The organism is Alishewanella sp. BS5-314, assembly GCF_025377695.1.
Lineage (GTDB): Bacteria > Pseudomonadota > Gammaproteobacteria > Enterobacterales > Alteromonadaceae > Alishewanella > Alishewanella aestuarii.
In genome coordinates, this window is sequence record NZ_JACEHJ010000002.1 from 261,947 (window position 1) to 282,911 (window position 20,965).

Below are 20,965 nucleotides of genomic sequence, written 5' to 3' on the forward strand. Positions count from 1 at the left end.
AGGCATTCAGCCAGTTATGTATAATAAAGTTGCTTATCAAATTGATAAGGATCCTGAGCTTCAGGCCAAGCAGGAACGGCAATTTGCGCCCGAGCTAAAACGTCGTTTACAGCAAAATCTGGCGGCGTTTCGCCATCATATCCCATCTTTAATAGCATTATTAGAACGCCACACGGCTCAGCAGTATGCTGTTTTCTGTAATAAATGGGGGCTGGCCAATATTGCCGACTTCGCCAATGGTATGGCGATGTATCGTCAGTCAGCCAAGGCAGAGAGTCAATGGGAGTATCAGCAATTCCAGCTGGCTGCGCCATTTTTTAGTTTGCAAGAACAGCAGGCTGCAGGGCAGCAGGTTTTGCCACCCCGGGTTGATTTACTGGTTATGTTGGGTTTAGGGGCGGGTTATCAGCTGGAATATCTGCTTGAGCAGCATCAGATCCGCTCAGTGATTGTCTATGAGCCGAGCGCAGATTTGTTTGTCTGCTCCGCACAACTAGCTGATTGGCTTGGTATTTTGCAGACTGCCGCAACCAAAGGTACCAACTTGTTTTTGCAGATTGGTAAAGATGCCAGTGGCTTACCGGAAGATCTCAGTGAGCTGTTGCAACTGCAAGCTGTAGAGCAGGTGTTTGTTTACCGCCATTACAGTCATCCGGTGATGGACAAGGTTTGGCATTATTGCCAGCTACAGAGTGGTGATCGTGCTGCGCTGCTAAATACCAGACAACACTTTGTTGCCTATAACAGCCAGTATGACGAAGTTGAAATACGACATGCCAGCACTGCGAGTGTGCTGTCAATGCCGGTTCCTGATCATCCGGAACAACAATTCCAGCAAAACCTTGCCGCTTTAAAGCAGTTTTATCCCCAGATCTATGAGGTGATTCGGGAACACCAACCCAAGCACTGGCAATTGGTGTGCGATCATTTAGGGCGACACAATTTGTGGCATGCGGAGCGCAGGGCACTGTTTTATCAGGATGTCGAGCACGACAGTCAGCGATTAATAGATGAATTTTGCCAGCATCCGTTTCAGGACGATGTGTTAATCGGACACCGGCCAACGTTCAAACTCCGTTCTTACCTGCATAATCAACAGGTACAAAAACTATTGCCAATACTGGAACGGAACCTGAAGAAGAATACCGTCCTGCCACAGCGGATTGACTCCTTAATCGTGTTTGGTATCGGGCTTGGTGTACATCTCGGTCAACTCCGGCAGCAGCACCAAATCAAAAACTGGTATATCTGCGAGCCTAATCTTGACTTTTTCTACGCCAGTTTATTCGTCACAGACTGGGCAGCGCTGTTTCAGCAAGCGCAGCAGGAAGAGTGCCGGATTTACCTGAATCTGGGGGGCGATGGTAGCGAATATTTTGCAGATTTGATGCGGCAGTTCTACCAGGTTGGTGCTTACTCTATTGCTAACACTTATATGCTCACCAGTTACTTTAATCAGCGGATGAACAATGCGATTCACGATTTGCGTAGTGAACTGAGGGTCGTATTAGCTATTGGTGAGTATTTTGATCATGCTCGTTTTAATCTGGCCCATGCCTATCAGGTATTCAAAGCTGGCGCAAAGCTACTTAAGCGGGGCTTGGCGGCCAAGTCACACCCGGTACAGCAGGTACCGGTCTTTATAGTGGGTAATGGCCCGAGCTTGGATCAGTGTTTTGATTATCTGCGACACTATCAGCAGCAAGCTATTATCATCAGTTGTGGTACAGCACTAAGGGCCTTGCATAATCAGGGGATCAGGCCTGATTTTCATGCGGAGTTGGAGCAAAACCGCGCCAGTTACGAATGGGTGATGCAGGTTAAGGATCTTGACTACCTTAAACAAATCCGCATGCTGAGTATTAATGGTGTGCATCCGGATACGGCGGCATTATTTGCCGAAGTATTGTTATGTTTTAAAGATGGCGAATCATCAACTCAGTTATACGAGCCGCTGTTTAATCAACATGGCTTAGTTGGTGAATCTTTAGCTTATGCTTACCCTACTGTCACTAATTTTGTACTGAATCTACTGCTTAAGATCGGATTTCACAACCTGTATTTGTTTGGTGTTGATTTGGGTTTTGTCGATATTAATCATCATCACTCGAAAAGCTCGGCTTACTATGTAAAAGGGCAACAGCAGTTATATGATTACCAGAAAATTCATGGTGGTGGTTTACCAGTGCTGGGTAATTTCCGGCCATTTGTTTATACCAAGCCCGAGTTCAACGTTTCGCGCAAGTTACAGGAAGTAGCCATAAAAAATGCTAAAGGTAAATGTGATGTCTATAACTGTAGTGATGGTGCACAGATCCGCGGCGCTGTAGCTTTGCATCCAGATAATATTTTGTTACAGCCGCTTAGCTGTAGTAAAGAAGCCATACTGGATAGCTTTATCGCCGACGCCTATCTGACGCTACCACCTGAATTGGTGGAGTACGTGCCCGCCAGTTATGATCTGGGCTTATTTGAAAAAACCATGCTTGATTGGCAAGCATTGCTGGCTGCGGAAGTTAATTCAGAGCCGGAGGCAAAGGCACTGATAGAGCGCCAGTGGTTATTTTTGTTAAAGGCGAACAGTCAAAAGACAAATCCGGCTTTTATGTTGTTTAACGGCAGTACTAACTATTTTTCTGCCATTTTACTTAAGCTGGCAGTGACAGATGCAACCGATGAGCGCAATCAGATTGACGTATTTAATGAAGTGTTGGCTGTTTGGCGAGAATATTTGCAACTGGCTACTGAACAGTTTCTTACCGCTCCGTTAGCTGCAGATCAGGTTACGTTGCACAAGTTGTTTCAGGCGCACGAGAGTAATAAGTGATGTCGGACAAAGATAAAGTTTTAGCTTAGCGCAGCCGATAATAAGAGTAGTTCTATAAATAAGCACCGACGGCCATGAAAACTATTATTACTTACGGTACCTTTGATTTGTTTCATATCGGCCACGTTAATTTGCTAAGCCGGGCGAAAGCGTTGGGAGACCGTTTGATTGTCGCGGTTTCCACCGATGAATTTAACCTGCAAAAAGGTAAAACGACTCTGGTCCCGTTTGAGCATCGGGCTGCTGTTGTTGCCAGTTGCCGTTATGTCGACCAGGTTATTGCGGAAGTCAGTTGGGAGCAGAAAGAAAAGGATATCCGGCAATTTGGTGTTGATGTTTTTGTCATCGGTGACGACTGGCAGGGTAAGTTTGACGATTTAAAGGCTTTTTGCGAGGTACTGTATTTGCCAAGAACCCGTAATATTTCATCGAGTTCTATTAAGCAAGCGATGCAGGTTTTAGCGCAGCTGGATAAGGAGCTTCGCTAATGACGTCTCCGATGATCACGGCATTGATGACGACGTTCAACAGTAGTGATTATGTTTGTCAGGCTATTGACAGTGTACTTGCACAAACCTACCAGAATTTTCAGTTATTGATTGTGGATGATGCTTCGACAGATAGCACTTGCCAACTAATTGAAAATTATCGTGATCCACGTATCTGTTTAATTCGTCAGCCGCAAAATCTGGGGGTGGGAGCAACTCTTGCCCGGGCATTGCAATATATTGAGTCCCCCTTTATCGCTAAGATTGACTCAGATGACCTCTGTTTACCAGAGCGCTTTGCCAAACAGCTAGCATTTATGCAAGCGCATCCTGAATTGGATATTGTGAAGTGCTATTTTAGCTATTTTACTGAAGATGCTCAGGTTGAGGCCAGTGAGCGTTATCAGTATTTCAAGGCAGTAAAAGAGGCGGAGCATAACAATATCAATCACCCTGAATTAATTCAGCAGGAGCTGCAACGCTGGAACTGTATGATTCACAGTTGCTATTTTGCTAAAACGCGAGTGATTAAAAAACTGGACTATTTTCCGCTACGGGTCGGAGAGGACTACAGCTTGTTCTATCGTGCCGTCCAGGCAGGTTTTACTATCGGTTGTGTTCCGGAGTACTTACTGCAGATGCGCATAACTAGTAGTTCAGTTACCACGGCTGCCGATGCAGCCGGACATTTCGCCGGCACCCTGGTGCAACTAAAACACGATAAGCTTTTGGCCTTGATACGGCACCACGGCGCTTTAACTCTTTACGGTACCGGCGGTTTGGCTATTGCTGTTGCCGCCAGGCTGATAGAACATGGCTTACCATTTGCAGGCTTTGCTGCTCGGGTAAGCTCTGAACCCATTCAGGTATCCGGGCGCGCGTGGCCGGTTTTATCGCTGGAGGCCATACAGCAAAGGGGGGTGGTGATTGCGGCACAGCCAGTTCGTCAGCAGGTGAGCGACGAATTACGCGCCGCCGGTTGGCGGGAATGGCAGGATTTTATGGTGATAGCATGATAAAAGTTTCAATCATTACCGCAACCTATAACAGTGCAAACACACTTAGAGTCTGCCTTGATAGTGTCGCTGCTCAACAGGCTATTTCGCAGATTGAGCATATTATCGTGGATGGGCGTTCTACAGACAGTACTCTGGCGATCCTTGCTGACTATCCGCATATTAGCCAGGTAGTATCACAGCGCGATCGCGGTATTTATCACGCTTTTAACCGCGGTTTGTCGTTAGCCAGCGGCGACCTGGTTTATTTTTTAAATTCCGACGATAGTTTGATAGATACCGCGGTGATCTCCGATGTGTTAAGCGCAGTTCATGCCGAACATCAGTATTATCTGGGGGCGGTGTTATGTGAGGATACTAACTCTGGGCAGAGTTTTATGAATATGCATCATCACTCCTCGCAAGCGACATCTCGCCCTTGCCATCAAGCTTTTTTTTGCCGGCGCGAACTGTTCGAGCAATTAGGTAACTTTAATGAGTGTTTCAACATCGCAGCAGATATGTACTTTATGCAAAGTGTGATGAAGCGCTTTAAAGGATTGATTACACAAAGGGTAATTGCTCGCTTTAGTTTACAGGGACTAAGCAGTGACAAAGATAACTACCGCGTATTACTCCAACAGCATAATATGATAGATCATTTGCTGGGAGCGAAAACGCAGCTGACGGAAGCAGATAAGTTGGCATTACAGATCCAAAATAGCCGGGATCTGAAACAGCTAATGTTGAACTTATTGAGCGATCAGCGTTACCTGGACGGGTTTCGTAGCAAGCGGATCGGGATCTTTGGGGTTCGTGAGCTATCGCAAATCTTCTGGCTCAGCTTGTCGCGATCCCAGATCACGGTCAGTTGCTTTGTTGTTTCTGTGGTAACTGAGCACACGCATAGCATGCATATCCCGGTAGTTGGTCTGGATGAATTGCCAAATTTCGGGCTGGATATCGTTATAAATTGTATTGAAGGTGCGCATCAAAATGACATATCCGCCAAAATACAGACCGTAGCACCGACAATGCAGGTTATTAATTGGCAACAGTTTGCTCAGGTTGCTCAGGTGTCAAACCAGGGGAATTAATGCAAAATCAATACTTTAGCTGTGGCGCTTGGTGTGCTACTGCCCATCAGATAAGACGGGTAACGGCAAATGAGGAAGCGTATTTCTTCGATTGGTTGATCACTAAGGGCCAGGCTTACGATTTTTTATTGAAGGACAACGCTGAGTTTTTGAAGCACAGTGGTTGGCAACTTATTGATGACGATCTGCGTTTGCTGGATACGTACTCTGGTTTGGCTTTTCAACATGAATTTAAAACGATTAATGGTCGGATATTAACCGAACAGGTGCCACAGCAACTTAAAAAAGCATCTGAAAAATTTATTTATATGAAAGAAAAATTAATATATGCATTAAAAAGCTCAGTCAGGCCGGTGGTAGTGAGAGCTAACCCTGATATTGTGACATTAGATGATGCTCGTTTGGAGTACGAATCCTTAAAGCAAGTCTTCTGGCAACTAAATGAGAGAATAAATTTTCTGGTGTTATCTACTCAGCTTGTACAAGAGTTTATCAATGAACGTTATGCGTTCCTTTCATTGGCAGAATTACGAGTTCGAGATAGAGATTCCTGGAAAGGTGATAATGTTTCCTGGGACAGAGCATTTGCAATTGCAGAGCAGCATTTTCGTTTTGTATCACAAAATTAATATGGGGTCGGAACTATGAGTGCTCAGAAAGTTGCGTTAATCACCGGAGTGACAGGTCAGGATGGATCTTACCTTGCGGAACTCTTGCTTGAAAAAGGTTATCAGGTACATGGTATAAAGCGCCGCTCATCACTGTTTAACACACAGCGCGTTGACCATATCTATCAGGGACCACATACAGATAACCGCAACTTTATCCTGCATTATGGTGATCTGTCCGACAGCTCCAATCTGATCCGGTTGGTTCAACAAATCCAACCTGATGAAATTTACAACCTGGGCGCCCAAAGCCACGTAGCCGTTAGTTTTGAATCGCCTGAGTATACTGCTGATGTTGATGCGATGGGTACCTTGCGTTTGCTAGAGGCAATAAGACTGCTTGGTTTGGAGCACAAAACCCGATTTTACCAGGCATCAACCTCCGAGCTTTATGGCTTGGTGCAAGAGACACCACAACGGGAAAGTACCCCTTTTTACCCGCGCTCACCTTATGCGGTAGCCAAGCTATATGCATACTGGATTACAGTTAACTATCGTGAAGCCTATGGTATCTATGCTTGTAACGGTATCCTATTTAACCATGAGTCACCTCGTCGTGGTGAAACCTTTGTAACCCGGAAAATTACCCGAGGGTTGGCAAATATTGCTCAGGGTTTGGAGCAATGTTTGTATATGGGGAATATTGACGCGCTGCGGGATTGGGGGCACGCCAAAGATTATGTTTATATGCAATGGCTAATGTTGCAGCAGGCGAAACCAGAGGACTATGTAATTGCTACTGGCCAGCAGTACGCAGTGCGGGACTTTATAACATGGAGTGCCGCGGAACTGGGGATCACTCTCGAGTTTCGCGGTAACGAACTAGAAGAGGTAGCCGTTGTCACGGCCGTTACGGGGAGCGATGCTCCGGCTGTGCAGATTGGTGATATTGTGATGCGCATTGACCCTAAGTATTTCCGTCCTGCTGAGGTAGAAACCTTGTTGGGAGATGCCAGTAAGGCTCGGCAGCAACTGGGCTGGCAACCGCAAACAGATGCCAGGGCCTTGTGTCGGGAAATGACGCAATACGATCTGGCAGAGGCCAAGAGGCAGGCTTTTTTAAAGCGGCATGGTTACCATTATGATGCGAGTAAAGAGGGATAACGATGTCCACTAAAAGGATATTTGTCGCTGGTCACCAGGGGATGGTTGGCAGAGCACTGTGCCGGCAGTTGCAGAAAACTGATGGCGAGCTGATCACCGCCAGTCGTAGTGAACTGGATTTAACGGAACAGGCTGCCGTAGTAGCTTTTTTCAGACGCCACAAAATTGACGAGGTCTACCTTGCCGCAGCTAAAGTGGGTGGTATCTACGCTAATGATCGGCACCCTGCGGATTTTATCTATCAGAACCTGATGATTCAAACAAACGTAATACATGCCGCTCACCTCGCCGACGTTCAAAAACTGCTGTTTCTCGGCTCGAGCTGTATCTACCCGAAATTTGCACCGCAACCTATCGATGAAACGGCTTTATTGACTGGGTTATTAGAGCCGACCAATGAGCCTTACGCCATTGCCAAAATTGCTGGTATTAAATTGTGTGAGAGTTATAACCGACAGTATCAGCGCGATTATCGTTCAGCAATGCCAACCAATTTATATGGGCCCTATGACAATTTTGACCCTCTGCATGGTCATGTTATTCCGGCCTTAATTACCCGTTTTCATCTAGCGATAAAACAGCAAACCCCGAATATCAATATCTGGGGTAGTGGTCTGGCACGGCGCGAGTTTATGCATGTCGATGATTTAGCCAGTGCACTAACTTATTTGATGGCCATACCGACAATGGAATACTGGGCTCAGCTTGAATCGCGATGCTCCCACATTAATGTTGGCACAGGTATTGATTGCTCGATTCGGGAGCTGGCTGAAATGTTGGCGCAGTTAACCGGCTATGCCGGCATGCTTGATTATGATACCACTCAGCCTGAGGGGACACCGGTCAAAAAGCTTAATGTAACAAAACTTCATGCCCTTGGGTGGCAGGCGAGCACGTCTTTAGCCGATGGGCTGCGGCAAACCGTTGCCTGGTATCAGGCTAATTGTTTATAGCGACACCGATTTAAAGGAGCGCGACTATTGAATACTCTCACGTCACACGACTTACAGTTTGAAGCGACCTCTCTAATTGATCCAGTGGGGCGGGTATTTCGCTACCAGAACAGGATCTTTCGCCTTATTACGGATAGAGATGCTGCGCAACTTTATCGTAGCTTACTGGAAACTGCTGGTCTTGAGGCGCTGTTTGAGCTGGGGTTAGTGAGAACCTGGATTGCGGATGGGCTGCAGGTTACAGATGCAGAGCTAGTACTGGAACATCAGAGACTACCGTTTGCCGTACATCCCGCTGAGCTGACTATTGCGGCGATTAGCGACGCCGCCAGGATGTTGGTCACATTACAACAGGCGCTGCTCGGAATGCAGTTACAATTGAAAGATTGTCATCCCTGGAATCTGATGTTGAATCACGGACATCCGGTCTATGTTGATTTTGGTTCTGTGATTGCGTGGCACGACCGCTTTTGCACAGGTTGGTACGAGGAGTTGAAACGATTCTACCTGATACCCTTATGGTTGCATCATCACTATGGTGAACGTCTGGCCCAGGAATATCGGCGGGAGCATTTGAAGGGATTCGGGCAGTTGTTTGTGACCAGTCATCTGTTACCTAATATGGATTTTCCAGCAGCGGTTAAATCGGGTGCAGATGGACAGGCCATTATGGAGTTGCTTGATGACGTGCTGTATTGGTTACATCGATACAGTTTAAAAGCCGAACCTAAACAGTGGTCTAGTTATCAACAATCCGGCGATCAATTTGACCCGCTTGCGCCGGTATCGGAAAAGCATAAGTTTGTTTTTGAATGGTTACAGCGCCTTAAACCGCAGCGTGTACTGGATATGGCCGGAAACAAGGGGTTTTACTCTGAAGTCGCTGCACGTCTTGGCGCAGAGGTGATCTGCTTTGATAATGAAGAGTTCAACATTGACGTGTGTAATGCGCTGGCGGCAGAGAAGTCGCTTAACATTACTGCAGTATTGATGGATTTTCTGCATCCGACACCGGCCTCGGGAGTCGGTCTTACCTTTCCGGATGCCTATCAGCGATTTAGCGCAGATACAGTGCTGGTACTGGGTTTAATTCACCATATTTGCCTTGGGTTGGGTATTCCGCTCCACCTTTTCCTGAGTAGTATTCTGCGCTATCAGCCAGAACATATCATTATCGAGTATGTGTTCACAGATGATATACATGTGGTGCCTTGGAAGAAAGTTGCGCCAGCTGATTACAGTGTTCAGAATCTGCAAGATCTGTTGCTGAAAGCGGGTTTTACGCTGGCCGAACAACGATTATTCGGTACTGATGGTGTACATCGTGCCATGCTCACCTTTACTAAATTGCATTAGAACCGGGGAGCTGTAATGGATATTCCGTTTTTAGTTGAGCAAATTCGGCGTCTGCGACTTGCCCTGTATCAGCAAACTAATACCACTAAATTACTTACCGGCAAACAGCTGACTTGGGCTTTGCAGTCACGCCAGGTAGAACGGCTTGCAGATGCCGAGTTTAGTGTTTATTCACAGTTTGGTGATGACGGCATTATTCAGTATTTGTTGCAAAAAATAGATATCAAAAATCAGATCTTTATTGAGTTCGGGGTGGAGAACTACAACGAGGCTAATACCCGTTTTCTACTGGAAAATAACAACTGGAGCGGACTGGTGATCGATGCCGATCCTGTCAATGTGAAGGCTATCCGGCAAAGTCAGAATTATTGGCGGCATGACCTGACTGCTGTGTGCAGCTTTGTCAGCGCGGAGAATATCAATCAACTGATTCTGGATGCGGGTTTCCAGGGGGAAATAGGTCTGTTGCATATCGACATTGATGGCAATGATTACTGGCTTTGGCAAGCGATCAGCGCGGTGCGGCCTACGGTCGTGATTGTCGAATATAATAGTCTGTTCGGTGTTGAGCGAAGTATTACTGTTCCATATCAGGCGGATTTTGTGCGTCATGCGAAGCATTCAAGCGGTTTGTATGCTGGCGCTTCATTAAAAGCCTTGCACCAGCTGGCCGTTGAAAAAGGTTATCGTTTTATTGGCAGTAACAGCGCCGGCAACAATGCCTATTTTGTTCTGGATGAGTTTGCCGGCTCTTTACCTGCATTGACCTGTGAGCAAGGCTATGTCGCGGCAAAATTTCGAGAGCATCGTGATGAACAGGGGCAGCTCACCTTTACCCGCGGTGTTGACGCTATAGAAGCTATCCGTGGCATGCCGGTGTTTAATACTCAGACACAACAGTTGGAGGCGTTCTAGCGTGCAATCAATGATTCCGGTTTATCAGCCTGATTTATCAGGCAATGAGAAACGCTATGTTAATGAGTGTCTCGATAGCTCATGGATTTCCTCCAAGGGACGTTTTGTTACCGATTTTGAACAGTCTTTTGCCGACTATACGCAAACGAAATATGCGGCGTCCGTTGCGAACGGCACCGTAGCATTACATTTGGCGTTATTAGCACTGGGGATCGGGCCTGGTGACGAGGTGATAGTACCGAGCTTTACCTATATTGCATCGGTTAACGCCATCCGTTATGTCGGGGCAACGCCGGTATTTGTCGATATTGAACCTGCCAGTTGGCAACTAGACGTTAGCCAACTTAGAGCGTTGTTTAATAAAAATACCAAGGCCATTATGGCTGTGCATATCTATGGGCATCCCTGCGATATGCCAGCACTACAGCAGTTGGCTCGTCAGTATCGGTTATATTTGATTGAAGACTGTGCAGAGGCGTTTGGTACCCAAATTGACGGCCAGCATGTTGGCACTTTTTCAGATGTGGCCACCTATAGTTTCTTTGGTAATAAAACTGTCACCACGGGTGAAGGTGGGATGGTTGTTACCCAGTGCCCTGAATTGGATGCTAAAATTCGGCATCTAAAAGGCCAGGGGCTAATGTCCGGGCGGGAGTATTGGCATGACATCATTGGTTATAATTACCGGATGACCAATATCTGTGCCGCCATTGGTCTGGCACAACTGGAGCGGGCCCCGTTATTTATTTCAAAAAAACAAGCACTCGCACACCGTTATCAGCAGCTTTTAGCGGATCTGCCTTTGACTTTTCAGCAGGTAAAAGCCGGTATAACTCATAGTTGGTGGATGTTTTCTATTTTGACTGGTGACGCAGCTGAACGGGATGCCCTGCGCCAGCACTTGTGGAACGAGGGTGTTGAAACCAGACCACTGTTCAATCCGGTGCATCAAATGCCGATGTACGCAATTGATAAGCAGAGTTTGCCGGTTACAGAGTGGATCGCCGGCAGAGGGATGAATTTGCCGAGTTGGCCAGGGATGACTGATGAAATGCTACAGCGGATCAGTACGGCAATTCGGACGTTTTACAGATGAAAGTCGTACTTTGTGGTTATCATTGGGCAGGCTGTCATGCACTTGAACAGCTATTGTCGCTGGCGTCAGAAATCTTTGTTTATACCCACGATGCACCTTTCCATATTCCGTGTCTAAAAGCCCTTTGTCAGCAAAGGGCGATCCGTTACAGCACCGAAATCATTGATAGTAGTAACCTACCTTTTACCCCGGACTTAATAATCAGTATTTATTACCGTTACTTGATTAACCCCGGTGTGTTGCAAAGCTGCCGGCATAAAGCGATCAACCTGCATCCCTCGTTATTACCCGATTATCGCGGCTGCAGTAGTCTGACCTGGGCTCTAATAAATAATGAATCAGAGGTCGGATTTAGTTACCACTATATCGACAATGGCATAGATACTGGTAACATCCTGTTACAGCAAGCTATGCCGGTATTCGATTGGGATACTCAGGGAACCTTATATTATAGGGTGATGTTTGAAGCCCTTAAACTCCTGCCCGAAGTAATCAGGCTCGTACTCTCAGACGCTCAAGGTACTCCGCAACCGTCTGGTGGCCGCTATTATCGCCGGGGTTGTCCTTATAATGGTGAGATCCAGGCCGACTGGTCTGCAGCTGAGGTGCAGCGCTTTATCCGTGCTATGACTTTTCCGCCATACCCTCCTGCTCGCTATGGTGGCGAGGATATTCTGACCTACTCAGATTTTTTAGCTTTAAAACATAAGGAAGCATTATGACGCTGCGCGTTGCATTATTGCCTGAACATTTTAATTGGGGCGGTGGCTTTGACTTCCTGCGGCATATTGTAAATGGTTTATCGAGCGTTAGTGTTCAATATCAGTTGGAAGTTTCTATCGCTGTTCAGCGTGGACTGGCTGAATCTGAAAGTTATCTGCAGTTTCGGGACTATCTCTCGCAAAGCCGTTGTCTATCACTGACAACCTTTGTTTATCAGTCTGTTCAGACTGACCTTGCGCTACTATTGAGCCAACACCAAATAGACATAGTGCTGCCGGTAAATGCTGATCTTGGTGCGAACTTTCCGCTACCCTGGGTAAGCTATATCCCTGACTTTCAACACAAATACCTGTTTCATCACTTTACGGAACATGAATGTTTTGCCCGTGAAACAGCATTTGCTGCCAGATTGCGTGACTGCAAAACGATGCTAGTCAATTCAGATGCGGTCAAAGCTGATATCTTACAGTTTTATCCCTGGGTTAATGCCGAACGTATTTTCTCGTTACCATACTCACCGCATCCATTACCGGAGTGGTTGGCACTGGACCCGGCGCAAACACAGGCACAATATTCTGTAGGTTCCCGCTATTTTATGCTTTGTAATCAATTCTGGTTGCATAAAGATCATCGAACGGCCTTTATAGCCTTTGCTGCGTTAGCACAGCCGGATCTACAACTGGTATGTACTGGTGCGATGGATGATTATCGTCGCCCTGGCTATTTTAACGAATTACTCCAGTTAGCTGAGGAACTTGGTATTCGCAGCCAATTAGTATTATTGGGGCATATTCCGAAGCGGGACCAGATCGCCTTGCTAAGCGGTGCGCTGGCATTAATACAGCCAACACGGTTTGAAGGTGGGCCTGGTGGCGGCGCTGTATATGACGCTGTCTCTGTTGGCGTACCGGTAGTTTTGTCGGATATCAAAGTGAATCAGGAAGTGGTTGCTGAAGATCTGAGTTTTTTTAAAGCAGGCGATGCAGCTGCATTAACGACAGCGCTCCAAGCGTGGCTCAATCCCAAACCTCGCCCAGCCGTTGATACCTTGCTTCGCAGAGGCAACGCCAACCAGCAACAATTGGGTGAAAAGCTCTATACCATTATTCAACAGACGCTCAAGCGGTATACATCACAGCGCTAATTCGGCCAGTATTCACCGCTTTTAACGGCTTTGTAGTCCGGAGAGTAGTTCAGTGATAGACGCCAGATGTTTCCCGGCATCATAACCTGGTTTGGCGAGACTATGACGATGCACTCCGGTCAAGACTCTTAGCGTATACATACCCAGTGTATTCAGATTGACGAAGTCTTTCGCCGGGTTATCACCAATATACGCCATATCTGGCCACTCACATTGCTCTGCTTTTTTGATCAACTCGAAACAGTACGTTGAGGGTTTGGCGTGTTTGACGCCAAAACGGTGAGTAATAAAAATGCGCTTAAAGTAATGCGCAATTCCCAAGGCCTGGACTTTTTTCTGCTGTACGATCTTATTGCCATCGGTCACCAGATAAAGCGGCTTGGGCAATTGTTGCAATAATTGATGATGTACAGCCGGCATAGTGATTTGTGGCTGATGCAGACGGTAGCAACTTACGCAGGCTTTGACATTTGCTTTGGTAGCGAGCCCATGTGCCGCTAGTAAGTCGTCGAAAATACGACCACGGCCTCTGGAGTCCAATAACTGCTGCATAGTTTGGTAGCTGATATCCTCGTCAAGCTGCCAGCGGTTAGCGACAAAACGCGCAACGGCACGTAAGCCGCTATCAACATACTGACGCTCGTCGTACAAGGTATCGTCTAAATCAAAGATATAGATCACAGATAATGATCTCCGGCAAATCGAACCTGCGTCAGAGGTGCTGATGCAGGATGAAAGGGGATGGCATTGATATCTTGCCCACAGCTTTCTGCCAGACTCCAGTACAGGCTGTCTACTCCGGCGGCAATGCCCAAAGTCGAGGCACCGCCAAAACGGCTGTTACATTCGATCAGGTGTAGTTGTTGCTGCTCATCGATGATGGCTTGCAGTACGACCGGGCCTGTTAACTGCAGTGCCTGTAAAACATCGCTGATCTGCTGGTCGTACTGTGGTAACGCCACGGTTTGAGTGATTTGGGATTCACCATGCTCGATTTTGATACGATAACGGTAAATATGGGCCTTCAGCCGCCCTTGATTATTTAGCCAGGCATCAATACTAACTTCCCGGCCACTGATATAGGGTTGAAAAATGGGAGCGGTCAGCCTCGCGGCGTGACGTAGTGCGGCTTCAGGCTCTAACGCCAGCCCGAGACTCTGGCTGCCGGCACCAAAGCGCTCTTTTACCACCCAGAGCGTTGATTCAGCGGCGGTACCGGGCAGGCTTGCATAAACCGGGATTGCCGGCAGGGCTAACTGACCCAAAAAGTCGGCAAACAGCTGTTTATCGAGACAGCGTTGGATACTGTTTTGTGGGGCGACCAATACCTTGATCCCCAGACTAGCCAGATGCGCCTTCAGACCAGACCAAAACATCAGCTCGCCATCACGGCTGGGTAAGATATGGCTAATCTGAAACTGCTGTAAACCCGCAATAATCTCTGGCAGATAGTGTTCCTGACAGGGCGGCATTTGCCAGAACGTGTCTGCAAAGTATTGGCTGACCACAGGTGATGCCAGATCAGCCGCAACCAGTTGCGCCTGAGCATCCAGCCGCCTGGCAGCACTTCGCAGAGCCTGTAATAGCGGTACCTTAGCGCCTGAGCTACTCAGCATCACCCGCATCAGGCTGTCCTGCCAAGCAAACGTTTCTGAACTCTGACTTGCATTTGCGTTACCGGTAGCTGCGATCTGCGGTTTTGATATTCGGTGATCCGTGTTTCCTGTACGGGTTGTTGCCAGTTGCCATACATAAATTCGAGAAAACCAGCCGGATCACTGGGTACATAAAATGTCTGCCCCAGAAAATGCACCTGTTCATAACGGGCAAAATGACGTGCGGGTGCAAAAAATAACCCGGCTGACGATAGCAGCTCTGAGTTTTCTCCCCTGATTTGCCGGCGCTGAAGGCTCAGATCGAATGGCAGCAGTTCGCTACCTGCTTTAGGAGTAAACTCCAGATTGATACAGGCGTCTACCTGATCAATAGTCAGGACAACCATTTGCCAATCCAGTTGCTCCTGCTCAGGCAGCTGCGGAAAAAAATCTGGCATCAGCCGCAGTAAAGCATCAAACTCGGTATCATCAATAGCCAGGTCAATATCATCGTCCCAACGGATTAAGGCTTGCTCGCGGATGATACCAAGTAAGGTGCCGGAATCGAGACAGGGGCGGATCCCGTGCTGCTGTAGATAGCTGTTCAGGCGCTGTAACAGTTGGTGGGCCAGTTTTAACGTTGCCATATGCATAAAAGGCTTAGTGGCTTTCAGTTGCTGTTTGGCGGGCACCGTAATCTTATCTGCCGGTACGCCCAGCGCCGTTAACTGGGCACTGATAGCGTCAATCCACTGGCTGGTAATAATAATTTTAGCATATGACAAGCCGGGTAGTTGCGCTGGAGCTATCACTGGTACACCATGCAGCTGGCCTCCCTGACGCGCCGGATCATTATCCAGAATGGCAATAACTTCGAGCTCCGGATTTTGCTGCAGAAAAAATTCCCCCGCTTTACTGGCGCCAAACAAGATGACTGCAGCAGGATCTGACATCAGATTAACTCCCAGCTCATCGGTGTGCCCTTGGATACTGCACGTTTCAGCACTTTGCCCAGTAACAAGGGCAAATATTTAGGTGCTAAACCCAGACCCGGCCGCACAGAGCGTAAATTCTCGGTAGTTAGGATCGTACCTGCGGGCAGATCCTGAGCAAGATATAAGGAGCGACGATGACGTCGCGACGCCACCTCGTTTTCGGTACAACCATAGTGCACTTTACCGAGCGCATCATGAGCACGGGCGGTTTCTTCAACCAGCAATTTCAGCTCGGCCGGTTCCAGAGAAAACTCAGCATCGACCTCGCCACCATTTCGATCCAGCACAAAGTGTTTTTCAACCACTGTCGCTCCCAGTGCGACCGCTGCCACGGCAACGCCAACACCGGGAGTATGGTCGGAAAGACCAACCTGACAATCAAATAAGGCAGCCAAATGAGGAATGGTGAGTAAGTTCGCATCCAAAGGGCGGGCAGGGTAGTTACTGGTACATTTCAGCAAAATCAAGTCCCGGCAGCCATGGTCGCGCAATACCTGTACGGAGTCTGCAAGTTCGGCTTGTGTCGCCATACCGGTCGACATAATTACAGGCTTACCTGTACGCGCTACTGCAGCCAACAAACCATGATCAACATTCTCAAACGAGGCAATCTTATAGCAGGGGACATGCAGTGACTCCAGAAAATCTACCGCACTCAAATCAAAGGGGGTACTAAAGGCTAACAATCCTTTGCTGCGGGCATAATCAAAAATGGGTTGGTGCCACTCCCAGGGAGTCATAGCCTGCTGGTATAGATTATATAGCGAGTTACCCTGCCACAGGCTGTCGGAGTCAGCGATGAAAAATTCCCGTTCGTGAACATCCAGGGTGATAGTGTCCGGAGTGTAGGTTTGCAGCTTTAACGCCTGGGCCCCAGCAGCCGCAGCGGCATCAACTAACGCCAGCGCCTTTTGTAACGATTGACCATGATTCCCCGACATTTCTGCGATAATCAGCGGTTTATGCGTCGGGCCTATGACAATATTACCAATGACAATGTCAGACATCTTTACCTCGTAAGCGGGTGATAATTTTCTGGACCACTGCTGGTGTACCAGCGTTGGCTGGCACCAGGCTACCCGCGATCTGTGCCATTTTAGTTAACCGATCTGGCTGTGACAGGGAGTCGTTAAGCTGTTCTGCAAAACCCTCAACTGTCATGTCAGCAGCCTGCCCCAGCCAGATACAGGCACCAAGTTGATCCAAATAGGCCGTTGTGGCCTGCTGATTTTCCGCAACGGTAACGATCAATCCCGGTAAGTGACAAATACACCTTTCCCAATGGCTGCTACCACCGCTGCCGAGCATGAGTCTGGCCCGGCGCATAAGTTTTGCCATATAATCGCACTGCACGTGGAGCTGTGCATTGGGCAGGCTGCTGACTAACTGCGTAACCTCAGCGCGCCACGGATTATTTGCACCTATTACAATATCGGCAGCTAAATCGGAAAGCTTTAACCTTGTTAATGCTAAAATTGCCATGCTAGTCAGGTTTTGTTCATCGCTACCGCCAAACCCAATCAGCAAATGCTCTCGTTTAGTCTCTGATGACAGATAAAACTCGTCTCTAAGTAGCGCGAAAGCGGGGCCGAGCATGGTCTGGCAATGACGGGGCAGGTAAGGCAGATAGCGACTGGCGCTGTCAGGTAATAAATTTTGGTCTAATAGCAGGTCACAGTCCAGTTGACGGTTTGCCAAATCATCAATTTGCAAAATAACTCGACAACGCTGCCGCAACAATGAACAGTAAGCGGCTGCCAGCTGATAATGATCCACGATCAGCAAATCATAATGCTGGTCGAGCAAGGCAAGAGATTGGGCCGCGTCGCTCTGTTCATCCATCTTTGTCTGTTCTGGCAGCAACGGCAGGCGCAATAATGTAAAGCCTTCGTTGAGGACCAGGGCATGCAGATCCCCGGGGGCATCACGACAGATAAAATCTAACTGGAAGCCTTGTTGCCGCAGAGCTTTGGCTAATGTCAGACAGCGCATGAGGTGGCCGCTGCCCAGGCGCAGCGAAGCATCGACCCGAATCAGTCCTCGCATCGGCTAGCCTGTTTGCAATAAACGATACAAGAGTTCGGCGCGGGTCCAGTCTTCCGGCGTATCGATATCCTGTACCAGATGGTGTGGTAGTACATGCATGCGCGAGTTTTCAGCGAATATTTTTTTGCTGCTGTCTAACCAGGTACTGGCTTTCGCCCAGTAGAGTTGACCGGCATCGTGAAAGGCTGCCGGTAGATCCTGTGAGCGCATCGTAATAGCTACAGGGTCAAAAGGGGTGATGCCACCGGATGGCGTTTGCAGAATCGCCCGTTGGATCGGGAAGGAGAAGCGTGCGGCAGTAAATACATAATCGACAGCTTCGGCACTCAGCTGCTCGTGAAGTCGACGAATGATGTCGCTGTTTAGCAGAGGGGTAGTAGCATAGATACAGGCACAATAATCAAGTTCCCAACCCAGTTGCTGTAGCTTAGTCAGCGTGTGGCGGATCACCGGGCTGGTTCCGGTGAGATCATCTGCCAGTTGTGCCGGACGCATAAAAGGTACCTCTGCACCATACTGCAGTGCGACCTCTGCGATCTCGGGATCATCCGTAGATACCACAACCTTATCGATAACACCGCTGGCTAATGCTGCTGCAATGGGATAAGCAAGCATCGGCTTACCGCAAAAAATACGGATATTCTTACGGGGTATCCTTTTACTACCGCCCCTGGCCGGGATAATTGCAATATTCATAGCGTGTCCGCATGATTCAAATAGAGCTAACAAAGGCATTAAGTGTAGCAACGACATATTGCTGCTCACTCGTTTTCAGCCCGGGAAACAGTGGCAGAGTCACCGCTTCAGCGTAATAATGTTCGGCGTTCGGACAATACCCGGGGTGAAAACCGAGTTGCTGATAGTAAGGCTGTAAATAGATTGGAATATAATGCAGGTGTCCGACGATCCCCTTGCCTCGGAGAAATTCAACACAGGCTTTATGTTGTTGTCGACTCAATCCTTTTAGTCTGACCACATATAGGTGATAGCTGCTGTGTCTGTCGGACTTGACGTGCAGTGGCACAATGTTGGTATGACCGGCGAACTGGCTATCATAAAAGGTCGCGAGTTGATTACGCTCGCTAACAAAGGTACTGAGTTTGCGCAGCTGACTCAAGCCTAGCGCAGCCTGCAGATCGGTCATTCGGTAATTAAAGCCCAGGATTTGCTGCTGATAGTACCAGGGGCCATGGCTGGGTTCGGTTAGTTCCGCCGCATCAGAAGTAATTCCGTGACTGCGTAACAGCTGTAATTTGCGGGCCAGCACCGGATCCCGGGTTAGAGCCATGCCGCCCTCTGCAGCCGTAATAATTTTTACCGGGTGAAAACTAAAGACTGTGATATCAGAAAACATGCCTTTACCCACCGCCTGTTGCTGATAATGCGCACCTATGGCATGTGAGGCATCTTCGATAACGGAAAAGCCATATTCGGCGGCTAGTTCGGCGATCTGTACCATATCACAAGGCTGACCGGCAAAATGCACTGGGATCACCACCTTGGGTAGACGATTTTGTGCAGCAGCCTGGCGTAATTTGATGGCTAATGCCGTAGTGCAAAGGTTACCGGTTTCTGGTTCGATATCCACAAAATCGACATCGGCATGGCAATAGCGGGCACAGTTGGCGGATGCGACGAAAGAATTAGGCGAAGTCCAGACCTGGTCACCAGGACCCACACCCAAAGCCAGACAGGCCAGGTGTAACGCAGAGGTTGCACTATTCATTGCAACGGCAAAAGGTGCCTGGCAAGCTGCGGCGACAGCCTGCTCAAACGCCGGCACAGCAGGACCTTGCGTCAACCAGTGTGACTGTAAAACTTGCAGTACGGCGTCATAGTCGTCCTGATCCAACAACTGTCTGCCGTAGGGGATCATAATTCAGCGTCCTGATTGAACTGGCGTATTTCTTCAACGCTCAAAAAATGAGGATTCAGATCCGAGACATATTCAAAACCCGGTACCACGGGTTGACCTTTTTCACCCACGGCGTTAATGGTAAAGTCGTTACTACGCTGGAAAAATTTTATCGCCGGCGCTATCAAAAAATGATCAGCATATTCAAACGTATGGTAAGACATATCACCTGGGCACATCATTTCATGCAGTTTTTCACCGGGGCGAATGCCAATGATCTTTTGTGGTAATCCCGGAGCCATGGCAGTCGCCAGATCACTGATCCGTATCGAAGGAATTTTCGGTACGAAGATCTCGCCACCCAACATTCTTTCGAAATTTTTCAACACAAAATCGACGCCTTGTTGCAGAGTAATCCAAAACCGGGTCATATCCTGATGCGTCAGGGGCAAATGGTCAGTACCATTTTGTAGCAATTGTTTGAATAGCGGGACGACTGATCCACGCGAACCGACGACATTACCATAGCGTACTACCGAAAATCGGGGCTTACTGCTACCAACCATGTTGTTTGCGGCGATAAATAATTTGTCTGAGGCGAGTTTGGTTGCGCCATATAGATTTACCGGATTCGCTGCTTTGTCTGTAGACAAAGCAATGACTTTATCCACATTACAATCGATAGCAGCATTAATCACGTTTTCCGCACCATTAATATTAGTTTTAATGCACTCCATTGGATTATATTCCGCGGCAGGTACTTGCTTTAGTGCTGCCGCATGGATCACATAATCAACACCATGCATTGCGCGGCGTAAACGTTCAGGATCCCGCACATCTCCGATAAAGTAGCGCATACAGCGTTCATGATACTTTTGCTGCATTTCATACTGCTTAAGCTCATCGCGGGAGAAAATAATGATTTTTTTCGGTTTGTAGCGGGCCAGCAAGGTCGCAGTGTATTTATGTCCGAAGGAACCGGTGCCGCCGGTAATCAGTATCGTTTTATTATCAAACATAGTCCGCCCTCTAACGTGGCTGTTGGCGCTGCCATCCTCTGTTAACTGAACGATAGCATAAATTATGCCGAAACCAATAAAAGTGTCAG

General features: G+C 47.9%; 20 protein-coding genes. 12 read left to right on the plus strand and 8 right to left on the minus strand.

The genetic code is table 11. From position 1 onward, the window contains the following. The first annotated feature begins 16 nt into the window (after positions 1 to 16). From H1D31_RS05720 to H1D31_RS05775, 12 genes are all read left to right on the plus strand, one after another. Positions 17 to 2,827 carry a 6-hydroxymethylpterin diphosphokinase MptE-like protein gene (locus tag H1D31_RS05720; RefSeq protein ID WP_261256850.1) on the plus strand — a complete coding sequence of 937 codons (2,811 nt, stop codon included), beginning with the start codon at positions 17 to 19 and terminating at the stop codon, positions 2,825 to 2,827. A 74-nt stretch (positions 2,828 to 2,901) separates the two neighbouring features. Next, positions 2,902 to 3,315 (plus strand): glycerol-3-phosphate cytidylyltransferase, encoded by a 414-nt coding sequence (tagD, locus tag H1D31_RS05725; RefSeq protein ID WP_261256852.1) that lies wholly within the window; start codon positions 2,902 to 2,904, stop codon positions 3,313 to 3,315. Beyond that, positions 3,315 to 4,331 carry a glycosyltransferase family 2 protein gene (locus H1D31_RS05730; protein ID WP_261256854.1) on the plus strand — a complete coding sequence of 339 codons (1,017 nt, stop codon included), beginning with the start codon at positions 3,315 to 3,317 and terminating at the stop codon, positions 4,329 to 4,331. The genes tagD and H1D31_RS05730 overlap by 1 nt, the downstream gene beginning before the upstream one ends. Then, complete coding sequence (locus H1D31_RS05735; RefSeq protein WP_261260072.1) at positions 4,328 to 5,407, plus strand: glycosyltransferase family 2 protein; 1,080 nt, start codon at positions 4,328 to 4,330, stop codon at positions 5,405 to 5,407. The genes H1D31_RS05730 and H1D31_RS05735 overlap by 4 nt, the downstream gene beginning before the upstream one ends. Further along, on the plus strand, positions 5,407 to 6,036 hold the full coding sequence (locus tag H1D31_RS05740; protein WP_261256855.1) for a papain-like cysteine peptidase: 630 nt from the start codon (positions 5,407 to 5,409) through the stop codon (positions 6,034 to 6,036). The genes H1D31_RS05735 and H1D31_RS05740 overlap by 1 nt, the downstream gene beginning before the upstream one ends. Positions 6,037 to 6,051: 15 nt before the next feature. Continuing rightward, positions 6,052 to 7,179 carry a GDP-mannose 4,6-dehydratase gene (gmd, locus tag H1D31_RS05745; protein WP_261256856.1) on the plus strand — a complete coding sequence of 376 codons (1,128 nt, stop codon included), beginning with the start codon at positions 6,052 to 6,054 and terminating at the stop codon, positions 7,177 to 7,179. A gap of 2 nt (positions 7,180 to 7,181) precedes the next feature. Then, positions 7,182 to 8,132, plus strand: coding sequence for a GDP-L-fucose synthase family protein (locus H1D31_RS05750; RefSeq protein ID WP_261256858.1), 951 nt, complete (start codon positions 7,182 to 7,184; stop codon positions 8,130 to 8,132). Between the two features lie 27 nt (positions 8,133 to 8,159). Beyond that, positions 8,160 to 9,488: a class I SAM-dependent methyltransferase gene (locus tag H1D31_RS05755; protein WP_261256860.1), complete on the plus strand. Its 1,329-nt coding sequence runs from the start codon at positions 8,160 to 8,162 to the stop codon at positions 9,486 to 9,488. A gap of 15 nt (positions 9,489 to 9,503) precedes the next feature. Further along, positions 9,504 to 10,403 (plus strand): hypothetical protein, encoded by a 900-nt coding sequence (locus H1D31_RS05760; RefSeq protein WP_261256862.1) that lies wholly within the window; start codon positions 9,504 to 9,506, stop codon positions 10,401 to 10,403. A 10-nt stretch (positions 10,404 to 10,413) separates the two neighbouring features. Beyond that, the gene (locus H1D31_RS05765) at positions 10,414 to 11,499 is read left to right on the plus strand and encodes a DegT/DnrJ/EryC1/StrS family aminotransferase (protein WP_261260073.1); all 1,086 of its coding nucleotides are present in this window, start codon (positions 10,414 to 10,416) and stop codon (positions 11,497 to 11,499) included. Next, on the plus strand, positions 11,496 to 12,221 hold the full coding sequence (locus H1D31_RS05770) for a formyltransferase family protein (protein ID WP_261256863.1): 726 nt from the start codon (positions 11,496 to 11,498) through the stop codon (positions 12,219 to 12,221). The genes H1D31_RS05765 and H1D31_RS05770 overlap by 4 nt, the downstream gene beginning before the upstream one ends. Then, positions 12,218 to 13,366: a glycosyltransferase gene (locus H1D31_RS05775; protein ID WP_261256864.1), complete on the plus strand. Its 1,149-nt coding sequence runs from the start codon at positions 12,218 to 12,220 to the stop codon at positions 13,364 to 13,366. Before H1D31_RS05770 ends, H1D31_RS05775 begins: the two co-directional genes overlap by 4 nt. A gap of 21 nt (positions 13,367 to 13,387) precedes the next feature. On the opposite strand, the gene H1D31_RS05780 is transcribed toward H1D31_RS05775, so the two are convergent. Genes H1D31_RS05780 through pseB form a run of 8 tightly spaced genes read right to left on the minus strand, consistent with a single transcriptional unit; the run spans position 13,388 to position 20,876 of the window. After that, positions 13,388 to 14,047, minus strand: a complete 660-nt coding sequence (locus H1D31_RS05780; RefSeq protein ID WP_261256866.1) for an HAD family hydrolase — start codon at positions 14,045 to 14,047, stop codon at positions 13,388 to 13,390. Next, a complete protein-coding gene (locus H1D31_RS05785; protein ID WP_261256868.1) occupies positions 14,044 to 14,991 on the minus strand; it encodes an ATP-grasp domain-containing protein in 948 nt (315 codons plus the stop codon). The genes H1D31_RS05780 and H1D31_RS05785 overlap by 4 nt, the downstream gene beginning before the upstream one ends. Continuing rightward, complete coding sequence (locus tag H1D31_RS05790) at positions 14,991 to 15,914, minus strand: nucleoside-diphosphate sugar epimerase/dehydratase (protein ID WP_261256870.1); 924 nt, start codon at positions 15,912 to 15,914, stop codon at positions 14,991 to 14,993. The genes H1D31_RS05785 and H1D31_RS05790 overlap by 1 nt, the downstream gene beginning before the upstream one ends. Then, positions 15,914 to 16,963, minus strand: coding sequence for a pseudaminic acid synthase (pseI, locus tag H1D31_RS05795; RefSeq protein WP_261256872.1), 1,050 nt, complete (start codon positions 16,961 to 16,963; stop codon positions 15,914 to 15,916). The genes H1D31_RS05790 and pseI overlap by 1 nt, the downstream gene beginning before the upstream one ends. Then, positions 16,956 to 18,002, minus strand: coding sequence for a UDP-2,4-diacetamido-2,4,6-trideoxy-beta-L-altropyranose hydrolase (gene pseG / locus H1D31_RS05800; protein ID WP_261256874.1), 1,047 nt, complete (start codon positions 18,000 to 18,002; stop codon positions 16,956 to 16,958). The genes pseI and pseG overlap by 8 nt, the downstream gene beginning before the upstream one ends. A 3-nt stretch (positions 18,003 to 18,005) precedes the next feature. Next, complete coding sequence (gene pseF / locus H1D31_RS05805) at positions 18,006 to 18,698, minus strand: pseudaminic acid cytidylyltransferase (protein ID WP_261256875.1); 693 nt, start codon at positions 18,696 to 18,698, stop codon at positions 18,006 to 18,008. A gap of 16 nt (positions 18,699 to 18,714) precedes the next feature. Further along, a complete protein-coding gene (pseC, locus tag H1D31_RS05810) occupies positions 18,715 to 19,878 on the minus strand; it encodes a UDP-4-amino-4,6-dideoxy-N-acetyl-beta-L-altrosamine transaminase (protein ID WP_261256878.1) in 1,164 nt (387 codons plus the stop codon). Further along, positions 19,875 to 20,876: a UDP-N-acetylglucosamine 4,6-dehydratase (inverting) gene (pseB, locus tag H1D31_RS05815; protein ID WP_261256880.1), complete on the minus strand. Its 1,002-nt coding sequence runs from the start codon at positions 20,874 to 20,876 to the stop codon at positions 19,875 to 19,877. Before pseB ends, pseC begins: the two co-directional genes overlap by 4 nt. Positions 20,877 to 20,965: the final 89 nt, after the last annotated feature.

What these genes read in the sequence shown, in the direction of transcription:
- H1D31_RS05720 (WP_261256850.1), top strand. Translation starts at nt 17, where the DNA reads ATGTATAATAAAGTTGCTTATCAAATTGATAAGGATCCTGAGCTTCAG.
- tagD (WP_261256852.1), top strand. Translation starts at nt 2,902, where the DNA reads ATGAAAACTATTATTACTTACGGTACCTTTGATTTGTTTCATATCGGC.
- H1D31_RS05730 (WP_261256854.1), top strand. Translation starts at nt 3,315, where the DNA reads ATGACGTCTCCGATGATCACGGCATTGATGACGACGTTCAACAGTAGT.
- H1D31_RS05735 (WP_261260072.1), top strand. Translation starts at nt 4,328, where the DNA reads ATGATAAAAGTTTCAATCATTACCGCAACCTATAACAGTGCAAACACA.
- H1D31_RS05740 (WP_261256855.1), top strand. Translation starts at nt 5,407, where the DNA reads ATGCAAAATCAATACTTTAGCTGTGGCGCTTGGTGTGCTACTGCCCAT.
- gmd (WP_261256856.1), top strand. Translation starts at nt 6,052, where the DNA reads ATGAGTGCTCAGAAAGTTGCGTTAATCACCGGAGTGACAGGTCAGGAT.
- H1D31_RS05750 (WP_261256858.1), top strand. Translation starts at nt 7,182, where the DNA reads ATGTCCACTAAAAGGATATTTGTCGCTGGTCACCAGGGGATGGTTGGC.
- H1D31_RS05760 (WP_261256862.1), top strand. Translation starts at nt 9,504, where the DNA reads ATGGATATTCCGTTTTTAGTTGAGCAAATTCGGCGTCTGCGACTTGCC.
- H1D31_RS05765 (WP_261260073.1), top strand. Translation starts at nt 10,414, where the DNA reads ATGATTCCGGTTTATCAGCCTGATTTATCAGGCAATGAGAAACGCTAT.
- H1D31_RS05770 (WP_261256863.1), top strand. Translation starts at nt 11,496, where the DNA reads ATGAAAGTCGTACTTTGTGGTTATCATTGGGCAGGCTGTCATGCACTT.
- H1D31_RS05775 (WP_261256864.1), top strand. Translation starts at nt 12,218, where the DNA reads ATGACGCTGCGCGTTGCATTATTGCCTGAACATTTTAATTGGGGCGGT.
- H1D31_RS05785 (WP_261256868.1), bottom strand. Translation starts at nt 14,991, where the DNA reads ATGCGGGTGATGCTGAGTAGCTCAGGCGCTAAGGTACCGCTATTACAG.
- H1D31_RS05790 (WP_261256870.1), bottom strand. Translation starts at nt 15,914, where the DNA reads ATGTCAGATCCTGCTGCAGTCATCTTGTTTGGCGCCAGTAAAGCGGGG.
- pseI (WP_261256872.1), bottom strand. Translation starts at nt 16,963, where the DNA reads ATGTCTGACATTGTCATTGGTAATATTGTCATAGGCCCGACGCATAAA.
- pseG (WP_261256874.1), bottom strand. Translation starts at nt 18,002, where the DNA reads ATGCGAGGACTGATTCGGGTCGATGCTTCGCTGCGCCTGGGCAGCGGC.
- pseF (WP_261256875.1), bottom strand. Translation starts at nt 18,698, where the DNA reads ATGAATATTGCAATTATCCCGGCCAGGGGCGGTAGTAAAAGGATACCC.
- pseC (WP_261256878.1), bottom strand. Translation starts at nt 19,878, where the DNA reads ATGATCCCCTACGGCAGACAGTTGTTGGATCAGGACGACTATGACGCC.
- pseB (WP_261256880.1), bottom strand. Translation starts at nt 20,876, where the DNA reads ATGTTTGATAATAAAACGATACTGATTACCGGCGGCACCGGTTCCTTC.